Raw genomic sequence first — 12356 nt, 5'->3', positions numbered from 1 at the left:
AGATTGGGGGCTTTCCTTTTATGTTAGTCCATAATTGTCAGTAGTTGATCGATTGAGTCCCTTGGACGTGGGGCAGGAATCATATCGGGATAGCCAACGTGAAGGCTGCCGACGATCTTCTCACCGGGTTTTACGCCTAAAGCTTCACGAAATTCCATGCTGTGTATCATGCCGTATGTTTCCCATATCATCCCGATTCCTTGTTCCCAGGCAAGCAGGCTGAAATTTTGGATCAAGGCACTTGTAGCCGCATAATCTTCTTCACGTGTCATAGGATTCGGATTCTCTTCCATGATCACTGCGACAAACATCGGTACACCTATAAGTTTATTATATCCTCGCTGTCCGGCTGCTTTTTTCTTTTCAGGATCCTTCTCTTTGCATGCCATGAATGCACGGGTGGCTTCTGCGAGTTTTAAACGGCTATCACCATGCACCACGACGAAGCGCCATGGTTGGGTCATTTTATGGTTCGGTGCCCATGTGGAAGTTTCCAATAATGTTTGGATGGTATCAATAGGAACAGGCATGTCCTTAAATCGTTTGATGCTACGCCGTTCTTTTATGATATCTTCTAGTTTCATGGGCATCCTGCTCCTTTAATATATATGTAAGTTTAAATAGTTTTTTAAAAAAAATAGTCCCCGGCTGCCTAATATGCTTCCAACGTGAATAAATTACTTGAATAAAGAGGGGGCAATATTCTAGTGACTTGCATTCGCTAATGAGCATATAATTTTTACTAGGCACAGAGAAGCCGGGGTGACATTGTATCTATGTACAATATCAAAAGGGTACGATAAGAGATTATCGTAATTGCTTATCAAATTTCAGAGATCGATAATGAAATTGAAAATCATTATCAATTAGAATTTTCGCTTATTTCCTGTTATTTGTCAAGGGTATTTATTAAAAAAATTCAAGATGTTTACCAATCCTTTAAAACAGTTAAAATCTTTTAAAAAATCTGTATAAAAATGTATAATGAGAGGATGAAAAGCTGCTATCTACATATGAGGAATCGAAGGTGTCATAGATGAAAAAATTGTCTTCATTTCTTAAGCCATACTGGCTTTTGATCATTCTTGCTTTATCCTTAATGATTGTCGAGCTTGGGGTAGAGCTGCTACAACCTCTATTTATTGCAAAAATAATTGATGATGGCATTTTGCAGAAAGATTTATCGGTGGTGATTAAATGGGGAAGTGTCATGGTTGGACTTTCCGTTTTTTCATTTCTTGGCGGGATCGTTAATTCCTTTACAGCATCACATGTAAGTCAAAGTTTTGGACATGATGTCAGGAAAAGCCTTTTTGGTAAAATACAGGCGTTTTCTTTTGCCAATTTGAATAATATCCCGACTTCCTCTTTGATAACAAGGATGACGAATGATGTGACTCAACTTCAAAATACGGTTTTTATGGGTCTGCGTATCATGGCAAGGGCGCCGTTGATCGTAATTGGCGGAGCGATAATGGCCATTGCGGTCAATTTGAAACTATCACTTGTTTTGGTCATTTCAATTCCGGTTCTTGTTTTCTTCCTGGGATGGGTCATGAAACGAGCAGCTAAGCTGTTTAAGCTCGTACAGAAAAAACTCGATAGTGTCAATGGTGTCATGAGGGAAAACCTGATAGGCATGCGCTTGATCAAAGCTTTTCTTCGTAAGGAGCATGAAATCGGCCGGTTTGACGATGTGAATGAACAGTTGAAAAGAAAGACTGTGACTTCCCTTCGTTTAATTGAAACGACGATGCCTGTATTGATGCTTGTCATGAATGTGACGATTCTGATCATTCTCTGGCTTGGAAGCGAATTTATAACAACCGGGGATATACAGGTGGGGGAAGTTGTGGCTATTGTCAACTATGCCACGAGGATTGTGGCATCCCTTTCCGTTTTTTCCTGGCTGATCATGGTCATTTCCCGTGCGAAGGCTTCAGCGGAACGTGTGACGGAAATTTTTGAAACCCCGATAGATCTTGATGAAGGAAAGGCGGAAAGCAAGCGTGGGGCCGTCAATGGGGGAGGCATTAAGTTTCTGGATGTATCGTTCCGCTATCCTGGAACCGATGCCCCGATATTGAAAAACTTGACCTTCTCCATCGATCCGGGAGAATCGCTTGCCATCATAGGAGCGACAGGGTCAGGGAAAACATCACTGTTTCAGCTGATTCCGAGATTATACGAAGTTGAAAGCGGCTCCATTCAAATTGATGATCAAGATCTGAAAGATATTCCCTTAAATTCCCTGAGGAAAAGGATCGGTTATGTACCGCAAGAGGCCCTGCTTTTTTCAGGAACCATAAAAAATAATGTCGCTTGGGGAAAAGAAGGTGCCACGATGGAGGAAATCATGGCAGCGGCCATGCATGCACAGGTGCATGAGACCGTAATGAAACTCCCGAAACAATATGAAACCCAGTTAGGGCAAAAAGGAGTGAATCTATCCGGAGGGCAAAAACAGCGCTTATCGATCGCAAGAGCATTGGTGCGCAGACCAAAGATTCTCCTACTGGATGATAGCACGAGTGCGCTGGATTTGAAAACGGAAAGTAAATTACTTGCTGCTTTAAAGGACTATACATGCACAACGCTCATCATTACACAAAAAATCAGTACAGCCATGGAGGCGGACAAAATCTTGTTGTTGGAAAGTGGTCAAGTACTTGCGCTGGGGAAACATCAGGATTTGATTCAAACAAGTGATCTTTATCGAAAAATTGTTCACTCACAGTTTGGGGAGGAGGGGATTTCTCTTGAGTCGAAGAATATCTCCAGATAAGGCGAAGTCTAAACCGGTCAACTCCTGGAATACGATAAAAAGGATCATTCCCTACTTAGCAACGAATAAAAGCCTGCTATTTTGTGTCCTTCTCATGGTACTGATAAGCTCGGTTTTGGGATTGCTTGGCCCCTTTCTTGTTGGGATGGCCATTGATGATTATATTGTCACAAGGGATAGCGGGGGACTGATCAGCCTTCTTTTCGGACTTCTCGGAGTCTATGTATTCTATTCCCTATCCATGTGGCTGCAGAATTATTGGATGATTGGAATAGCGCAGGATACGGTTTATGCGATGCGCAATCAATTGTTCAAAAAACTTCACCAGTTGTCCATTCCCTTTTTTGATAGGCGTCAGCATGGGGAATTGATGAGTAGGGTCACGAATGATATAGAAAACGTCAGTTCCACTTTGAATAGTTCCGTCATCCAGATTTTTTCAAGTGTGCTGACATTGGTCGGGACGATTGGAGTTATGCTGTATTTGAGCCCTTTATTAACTGCTTTAACCTTATTAATCGTTCCTCTAATGTTCTTCGGACTGAGGTGGATAACGAACCGGACGGGAAAGCTGTTTAAAGAACAGCAGAAGAACCTTGGAGAACTGAATGGGTTTATAGAAGAAACGATTTCCGGACAGCGGATCGTAAAGGCTTTTTCACAGGAAGATAAAGTGATAAGGGATTTTATCATCCGGAGTGAAAACTTAAAGAAAGCCGGATTTCTATCGCAATCATACTCTGGGCTGATTCCAAAACTTATGAATTTACTGAACAACTTAAGCTTCACGGTAATAGCAGCTATCGGCGGGTTTTTGGCGCTGAGTGGGATAGGATCGGTTTCCATCGGGGTCATTGTCATTTTCACCGAGTATTCAAGGCAATTCACCCGTCCGCTCAATGACCTGGCTAACCAATTCAATACACTCCTCTCAGCTGTTGCCGGTGCGGAGCGGGTTTTCGCAATACTTGATGAACAAGAAGAAGAAGTGGATGAGAAACAGGCCTCTGAACTTCGTGATGTCCGTGGTGAGGTGGACTTTGAGGGAGTTTCCTTTTCGTATAATGATGAGGAACAAACGATATATGATGTTAGTTTCCATGCAAAGAAAGGGGAGACCATCGCGCTTGTAGGTCCCACTGGGGCCGGTAAGACTACGGTCATTAATCTTCTTGCCCGTTTTTATGAGCCGAACAGCGGCCGGATAATGATTGATGGCCAGGATATCCAACAGGTGGCGAGGTCCAGTCTCCGCAAGCATATGGGCTTCGTTTTACAGGATTCCTTTTTGTTTCAAGGTACGATTCGTGAAAACATCCGCTACGGCCGACTGGAGGCGGAAGATGAAGAAGTGGTGGATGCAGCCAAGCTTGCCAATGCCCATTCCTTTATCATGAAGCTGCCAGATCGATATGATACCGTCTTGAATCAGGATGGCAGTGGAATAAGTCAGGGGCAGCGCCAGTTATTGTCGATTGCCAGGGCTATTTTAGTTGATCCCATTCTATTGATTTTGGATGAAGCGACAAGTAGCATAGATACGATTACCGAGCTTAAAATCCAAGAAGCATTACACCGTTTGATGGAGGGGAGGACAAGTTTTGTCATTGCCCATCGATTGAATACCATTCAGCAAAGTGACCAAATCCTCGTACTTGATGAAGGAAGGATCCTTGAGAAGGGATCCCATGATGAATTGTTGGGGCAGGGTGGGTTTTATTACGATCTATATCACAGTTCATTAAGGGAAAATCAGTCCGGATGAAAAAAATGTGTGCCATCAGGCGCACATTTTTTGCGTTGGTCCCATAAAACAAGGAACTTAAACTTTCTAAAAATGTTAAGGGGTCTTCTGAAGAAGATGAATCGGCCGCTGATTTTAAGGACTTCCTTATTTTTTTGCCGGATTTTTTTACCCAATACGGTATTTATATTTGCATGAATTCCCCAATTAATATCGCTGGAAAAGAGGGGATTATCGACAAAATAACGGAAAATACTCTACAAATTGACCAATTAACTATTGCTAAAAAACCTAATAGTGACATATAATTCAGAATATATATAAAATTCTTTAAATTTAAGCGGGTGAGGGAGAGGTATAGTCCTAATCTCTTATAAATGAAGGTTTTTTATTGTTGCACGCTAGTTCAATAGAGAGGAGATGGGAAAAAATGAAAGCGCTTAATTCAGTCATTCTTTGGGGGATCATATCTGCGTTAGGTGCGGTGAGTTTTGGTTTCATCGCGCTAAACCGGGGGGAAAGCATCAATGCCATGTGGATTGTTACTGCAGCACTCTGTGTTTATTCAATTGCATACCGTTTTTATAGTAAATTCATTGCACGGAAAGTGTTTGAGCTAGATGACAATCGCCAGACTCCATCGGAAGCGAATAATGATGGAAAAGACTATGTGCCTACAAACAAATGGGTGTTGTTTGGCCACCATTTTGCAGCGATTGCCGGAGCTGGCCCTCTTGTAGGCCCGATCCTTGCAGCGCAGATGGGATATTTACCAGGGACACTATGGCTTGTGGTCGGAGTTGTATTAGCTGGTGCCGTACAGGATTTTATCATTCTCTTCGGTTCGATGCGCCGTAACGGCAAATCATTGGGAGAGATGATCAAGGAGGAAATTGGTCCTATTACAGGCTTGATAGCGATGATCGGAATCCTGGGTATCATGATCATTTTATTAGCGGTACTCGCCCTGGTTGTCGTAAAAGCGCTGGTGGGAAGTCCGTGGGGGATGTTCACGATTGCCTCGACCATACCGATCGCTGTGCTTATGGGCATTTACATGCGCTATATAAGGCCGGGACGGGTTGGCGAAGGATCGATTATCGGAATCATACTATTGATGCTTGCGTTATATTTCGGCCGATTTGTATCCGAGAGCGCAACATTGGCGCCAATGTTCACGTTTAACGGGGAAACGATCGCGATCATGTTGATTGTATACGGATTCGTTGCCTCCGTTCTGCCGGTATGGATGTTATTGGCACCGCGTGATTACTTAAGCACATTCTTGAAAATCGGTACGATCATCGGACTTGCACTTGGTATCTTTATTGTCATGCCAAACCTAGAAATGCCTGCCGTCACTCAATTCATCGATGGAACAGGGCCGGTATTTTCCGGAAATTTATTCCCGTTCCTATTCATTACGATCGCTTGTGGGGCGGTATCGGGATTTCATGCACTCGTTTCATCAGGTACGACTCCTAAAATGATTGAACGCGAATCCCATTCGCGACCAATCGGATACGGGGCGATGTTGACTGAATCCTTTGTAGCCATTATGGCGATGATAGCAGCCTGTGTACTGACACCAGGAATCTATTTTGCTATTAACAGCCCAGGTGCCGTTGTGGGAACGGAGCCAGCTCAAGTGGCTGCTACGATTTCCGATTGGGGTTTCATTTTGACACCTGAGATGATTACCGGCCTTGCAGACGATGTTGGGGAAGAGACCATTATATCCCGTACTGGAGGAGCGCCAACTTTTGCTATCGGCATGGCTCATATCTTCTCGCAAGTGATTGGAGGGGGGGCTTTGATGGCGTTCTGGTATCATTTTGCAATCCTGTTCGAGGCATTGTTCATATTGACAACCATTGATGCTGGAACCAGGGTAGGGCGTTTTATGATACAGGATATCATCGGCACCTTCTACAAACCATTTGCCGAAACGAATAAATGGCTGCCCAATATTATTGCGACTGCCATTTGTGTAATCGGTTGGGGATACTTCCTTTATCAAGGGGTCATTGATCCTCTTGGCGGAATCAATACACTTTGGCCATTATTTGGAATTGCGAATCAGATGCTTTCCGCCATCGCCCTGTTGCTTGGGACCACGGTCCTTTTCAAAATGGGCAAAAAAGTGTACACATGGGTCACTCTAGTGCCTACTACATTCTTGTTGATAGTGACCATGACGGCAGGGTGGCAAAAGCTGTTCCACGAAAACCCGGCAATAGGCTTTTTAGCACACAAGGATAAGTTTAAAGCAGCCTATGAAAGTGGGGAAATTCTTGCCCCGGCAGCTAATCTAGCCGAGATGAAGCGGGTTATCGTCAATGATTACGTGGATGCTGCCCTTTGTGCTATCTTCATGATCGTTGTGATCACGGTCCTGATTTCTGCAATTAGGTTATGGATAAAAGTCTTGAAGAACGAGAAATTAGATTTACATGAATCACCTTATGTATCAAGGTCGTCATAAGGAGGGAAGGACATGTTGAAAAGATTAATTAAAATTCTCAGCTACAGAAAGCAATTCGTCAGTTTGCTTGTCGGCGTGCCGAGTTATGATACCTATGTGGCACATATGAGATTGCACCACCCGGAAGATCCTGTGAAAACCAGGAAAGAATTTTTCTGCGAAGCCCAGGATGAACGGTATAACGCAAAGGGTGGGAAAGTGTCTCGTTGCTGTTAACTGAATATATATTGAAGGGTCCTCAATAGGAGGGCCCTTTTTTAGGTTTTTTTTGAAATAGGACGTAAGTAGAGGGGGAAATGTAACGAGATGAAGACGTGAAAATGCGGAAAAATAATTATTGAACCAAAAAAAGCACATTTTCTCATCCTATATTCACATTCATGTTAAATAACCTAACATTTTTTTATGAAAAATAAAAATTAAGTTGAATTATTAGAAAATTAAGTATATGATAAAAAATATAACATAATAGTGTTAGTAAACATAACATATACAAAAATAAGGGGGAAAAAACAGTATGCAAATGGCAGATGCGGTATTCATGTTTTTGGCGACGATGATGGTTTGGATAATGACACCAGGGATTGCCCTATTTTATGGAGGGATGGTAAAAAGTAAAAATGTCCTGAATACGGCAATGCATAGTTACATGCCACTGGCTGTCATTTCGATTCTTTGGGTGCTGATAGGGTATTCATTATCATTTTCACCTGGTAATACACTTCTGGGCGGTCTGGACTGGGTTGGTCTAAAGGATGTAGGCTTTGCACCTGGACCATACAGCGAAACAATTCCTCATAGCTTGTTCATGTTATTCCAAATGACTTTTGCCGTTTTAACGGTCTCGATCATTGCTGGTGGCATTGCTGAGCGGATGAAGTTTTCAGCATTCCTGATTTTTACGATCCTTTGGTCTTTATTCGTATATGCTCCTGTTGCACATTGGGTATGGGGAGGCGGCTGGTTAGCGGAACTGGGTACACTTGACTTTGCGGGTGGCAACGTTGTCCATATTTCTTCAGGGGTTGCAGGTCTGGTTTTAGCGATCATGTTAGGTAAAAGGAAAGAGTCGGGGGACAGTGCACCACATAATCTTCCCTTAACATTCCTTGGCGGATCATTAATTTGGTTCGGTTGGTACGGCTTCAACGTCGGAAGCGCACTGACAATCGATGAAGTGGCGATGAATGTATTCGTTAATACAGCTGTTGCAGCAGCGGCTGGTATCATAGGCTGGCTGATCGTTGAATATATGGCTAATAAAAAGGCAACATTGCTGGGTGCGGTATCCGGAGCTATTTCTGGCTTGGTAGCCATTACACCTGCTTGTGGATTTGTAACTCCTGCCTCTTCAATCATCATAGGGGTCGTCGGCGGTGCCGTTTGTTTCTGGGGCGTATTTTTCCTCAAGAATAAATTGGGTTACGACGATGCGCTTGATGCTTTCGGATTACATGGGATCGGTGGGACATGGGGTGGCATCGCCACAGGTTTGTTCGCGACCACGTCCGTAAACGAAAACGGTGCAAATGGTTTATTCTATGGCGATTTCAACTTGTTGTGGAAACAGCTTGTAGCGATCATCGCTACATATATCTTCGTTGGCGTGGTCACTTATATCGTTGCTAAAGTCATTAATCTATTCGTGCCGTTGCGTGTCAGTGAAGAAGATGAGTCAATGGGCCTTGATCTTACACTTCATGGAGAAAAAGCTTATCACGAATCAATTTAAAAGGGGGTTGATCATATGTCCGAGGTTTTAACGAAAATAGAAATCATTACACGTCCTATCAAGTTTGAACAATTCAAAGCGGAACTTGCAAAAATAGGGGTAAGCGGAATGACAGTATCGGAAGTAAAAGGAACGGGTCTTCAGAAAAGTTATGTGGAAACATATAGAGGCAGAAATCGTGAAATGTCATTGCATGACCGAATGAAAATCGAAATCGTTGTGTGTGAAGTGCCGGTTCAGGATGTTGTGGATGTAGCAAGGAAATTCTTGAGTACCGGTAAACCAGGTGACGGTAAGATATTCATTTATGAATTGGAGAATGTTGTGAATATCCGTACTGGAAAAGAAGGCCATGATGCCTTAAAGAATGATATATGATGCTGTGAATTAATCCGGCTGAATGGGCCGGATATAGTAGATTAAAGAAAGGGAGCTGAGAATGGGGAGACTGGTCCGAATTGTTAATGCAAAAAAACAGAAGATCGTTAATACGCTCATTTCAGAGGATATATATCAACCTGATGACCGACCCTTTTTATTGGAACTGCCACTGAAAAATTTAGAAGAGATTTTATCCCTTCGAATAAAATCCTCGTTTAACAATCCTCGTTTAAAAAAATAGCCTTTCAGCCGTTTTCCTGTATGGGGAGAGCGGCTCTTTTATGCGTTTGATGCCTGCCTTCGGCTGTGGCATAAGGAAACTTTTTTTTCTTGGATCCCCCATAGAAATCGGGGAGATTTCCAACTATAATGAATAAGGATAGAAATTTAAATACGATTTTTTTGCTTTTTTTGACGGTTTTTGCTTAGTTACTACAATTTTTCTTTAATTTTACGAAAAACTAATTCAAAAAAATGTAAGTTTTCCAAGAAAAAAAGAGTTATTTCATGAATGCCCTGTTTAATAATAGGGAAATTATTAATATGTTCTTTTAAGAGGTGAAAGGAAATGGATCAATTTACGGTCGAATCCGTTTTAAATATCATCAGGGAGTTTGTACCGAAGGATGCTTCAATTTCTGTGGCTGATGCCGAAAAATACATTTATTATCAACCGAGCAAACAAGTTGACTTAAGAATAAAACCAGGTGATTTAATCAGTGAAAAAACGGCGACATATAAAGCGTTGAGTGTCCGTAAAAAAATAGGGGTGCAAGTTGAAAGCAATGTATTTGGCGTACCTTACTATGGGCTGAGTGTTCCTATCATGGATGAGGGCAATCCTTTAGGAGCGGTAACGGCTATCTTGCCATCAAAGCCATTAATTTTACCGACATCATTCTTGACCATTAAAGCAGAGGATCGCTGGATACCGCTTCCATATGATGAAATCATGTATTTGGAGGCTCAAAATAGGAAAACTAAAATTCAGTCCGAACGTGTGAGTGGATTTCATAAAATGAACTTAAGTGAATTGGAATTCATTTTACCTAGTGACTTATTCATTCGTGTGCATCGTTCGTACATCGTCAATATCAATTATATACAAGAGATCCTTCCCGATTTTCATTCTACGTTTTTACTGATAATGAAAGATAAATCCAAAATCCAAGTCAGTCAAACATACGCAAGTCAATTCAGAAGGGCTTTAGGATTTTGATTCTCGCTTGTGTAGAAAAAATGCTGGTTTAAGCTCTATTTAAGGCTTTTCATTCGGAAATGAATGTGACAATTACACCGGATTGGTAAAATTAAGTGTAAGAAAAGCGAAAATGGGGGTCTTTTGTATGAACGAAAGCGTTTTCAAAAAAATTCGCAACGAACAATTTAAGGGGAAAGTAGTTACAGCGGAAGAAGCAGCTTCATGGATTAAAGATGGGATGAAACTCGGTATGAGTGGATTTACCCGTGCCGGTGATGCTAAGGTTATTCCGATGGCTTTAGTAGAAAAAGCTAAAACTGAAAAATTCAAAGTTGACGTTTATACTGGTGCTTCATTAGGACCGGAAGTCGACCAACATATGGCGGAAGCCGGTATCATAAACAAACGTCTGCCGTTCCAAGCGGATAAAGGGATTCGCAATAAAATCAATGCTGATGAAGTCACTTATGTGGATCAGCATCTATCTCATACAGCTGAACAAGTTCGTCAAGGTATTGTCGGACCTATAGATTTTGCAATCATCGAAGCATTGGCGATTACGGAAGATGGATTGATCATCCCGACAACTTCTGTAGGTAACTCAGCCATATTCGTTCAAGAAGCTAAACATGTAATCATTGAATTGAACGTGTCCCATCCAGAAGGATTGGAAGGGATGCATGATATATATACACCAGCTAAACAAGGGGAACGCGAACCGATTCCGATGACTAACGCAAGTGATCGCCTTGGTTCGATCGGTATTGCGGTTGATCCTGAAAAAGTAATGGGAATCGTCGTTTCTACAGATCTTGATGCACCTTCTACAATCGTGCCGCCTGATGAAGAAACTGCAACAATCGCCAACCACCTAATTAACTTCCTTCGTGATGAAATCAAGGCTGGCCGTTTGACTGAAAGCCTTGCTCCGCTTCAGTCGGGTGTAGGTTCAGTGGCAAATGCAGTATTCGCTGGCTTCCTTGATTCTGAATTTAAAGATTTGGAAGTATATTCAGAAGTGCTGCAAGATGCTGTATTTGATTTAATCGATGCTGGAAAAGTTAAATTCGCTTCAGGTTGTTCAATTACATTGGCTGAAGAAAAAGGTAAACAAGTTTACGGTGAACTTGAAAAATACCGTGATAAACTAGTTCTTCGTCCTCAAGAAATATCTAACCATCCTGAAATCATCCGTCGCCTTGGCTTGATTTCAATCAATACAGCGTTAGAGTGTGATATCTATGGTAACGTGAACTCGACACATGTTTCTGGGACAAGAATGATGAATGGAATCGGTGGATCAGGAGATTTTGCCCGTAACTCACGCTTAGGTATTTTCGTAACGAAATCATATGCAAAAGGCGGAAAAATTTCTAGTATCGTTCCTTTCGTTTCTCATGTGGATCATACTGAACATGATGTGGATGTATTAGTGACAGAGCAAGGGATTGCCGATTTACGTGGTTTGGCGCCAAAAGAGCGCGTAGAGTTAATCATAGAAAACTGTGCGCATCCTGATTACCGTCAACAGCTTCGTGCGTACTTCACGGAAGCTGTTGCGCAAACGGGTGGGCATCAAACTCCGCACATTCTTGAAAAGGCATTTTCATGGCATACAAACTTAGCTAAAAACGGTACGATGCTTGAAGCGGTGCTTCAAGATCAAAAATAAAGACCGAACCCCGCCAATAAAAAGTACCCTATAGAGTAGACACCTAAAAAGGTCTCCTATAGGGTACTTTTTTGTATAACAATACGTAAATAGATTATTTCCCCTAAGTAATTTGTATAATGTTGCCGATTAGTTCTTTTTCCCCCAACATATAACAGATTTAAAGTGTAAAATGAAGCTTAACCATCCAAAAGATAGGGAACTGTATCTTTAGGCTTTTTTCTTTTATTTTTGTATATAAGTATTCATTCAAGTTATAGAAATATGGTAAACTGCTATCAATGAAAGATTATCCTACATAGAATTTTTCATATTTATGATGTTGTTTCCTTAGATAGAAAAAGGGAGTTAAATAG

Annotated in this window: 9 protein-coding genes; 8 read left to right on the top strand and 1 reads right to left on the bottom strand. The window is 41.8% G+C overall.

Annotation, left to right across the window (positions count from 1 at the left end; genetic code table 11):
* Positions 1-23 precede the first annotated feature (23 nt).
* Positions 24-584: a nitroreductase family protein gene (locus tag IOC57_RS09720; RefSeq protein WP_207438534.1), complete on the bottom strand. Its 561-nt coding sequence runs from the start codon at positions 582-584 to the stop codon at positions 24-26.
* A 452-nt stretch (positions 585-1036) separates the two neighbouring features.
* On the opposite strand from IOC57_RS09720, the gene IOC57_RS09715 reads away from it, so the two are divergent.
* From IOC57_RS09715 to scpC, 8 genes are all read left to right on the top strand, one after another.
* A complete protein-coding gene (locus tag IOC57_RS09715) occupies positions 1037-2785 on the top strand; it encodes an ABC transporter ATP-binding protein (protein ID WP_207438533.1) in 1749 nt (582 codons plus the stop codon).
* Positions 2760-4550: an ABC transporter ATP-binding protein gene (locus IOC57_RS09710; protein WP_286184682.1), complete on the top strand. Its 1791-nt coding sequence runs from the start codon at positions 2760-2762 to the stop codon at positions 4548-4550. Before IOC57_RS09715 ends, IOC57_RS09710 begins: the two co-directional genes overlap by 26 nt.
* A 409-nt stretch (positions 4551-4959) precedes the next feature.
* Entirely contained in the window at positions 4960-7014 is a 2055-nt protein-coding gene (locus IOC57_RS09705) for a carbon starvation CstA family protein (RefSeq protein ID WP_207438532.1), read from the top strand.
* A gap of 12 nt (positions 7015-7026) precedes the next feature.
* The gene (locus IOC57_RS09700) at positions 7027-7230 is read left to right on the top strand and encodes a YbdD/YjiX family protein (protein ID WP_207438531.1); all 204 of its coding nucleotides are present in this window, start codon (positions 7027-7029) and stop codon (positions 7228-7230) included.
* A gap of 301 nt (positions 7231-7531) precedes the next feature.
* Positions 7532-8746: an ammonium transporter gene (locus IOC57_RS09695; RefSeq protein WP_207438530.1), complete on the top strand. Its 1215-nt coding sequence runs from the start codon at positions 7532-7534 to the stop codon at positions 8744-8746.
* 15 nt (positions 8747-8761) lie between these two features.
* The gene (locus tag IOC57_RS09690) at positions 8762-9124 is read left to right on the top strand and encodes a P-II family nitrogen regulator (RefSeq protein ID WP_207438529.1); all 363 of its coding nucleotides are present in this window, start codon (positions 8762-8764) and stop codon (positions 9122-9124) included.
* Positions 9125-9695: 571 nt separating this feature from the next.
* The gene (locus IOC57_RS09685) at positions 9696-10346 is read left to right on the top strand and encodes a LytTR family DNA-binding domain-containing protein (RefSeq protein ID WP_207438528.1); all 651 of its coding nucleotides are present in this window, start codon (positions 9696-9698) and stop codon (positions 10344-10346) included.
* Between the two features lie 127 nt (positions 10347-10473).
* The gene (scpC, locus tag IOC57_RS09680) at positions 10474-12000 is read left to right on the top strand and encodes a succinyl-CoA:acetate CoA-transferase ScpC (protein WP_207438527.1); all 1527 of its coding nucleotides are present in this window, start codon (positions 10474-10476) and stop codon (positions 11998-12000) included.
* Positions 12001-12356 lie beyond the last annotated feature (356 nt).

The organism is Bacillus sp. SD075, assembly GCF_017355165.1.
In the GTDB taxonomy this organism is placed as follows: Bacteria; Bacillota; Bacilli; order Bacillales; family DSM-1321; genus Peribacillus.
The sequence above is the reverse complement of the archived record's forward strand: the minus strand, read 5'-3'. Positions and strand labels throughout refer to the sequence as shown.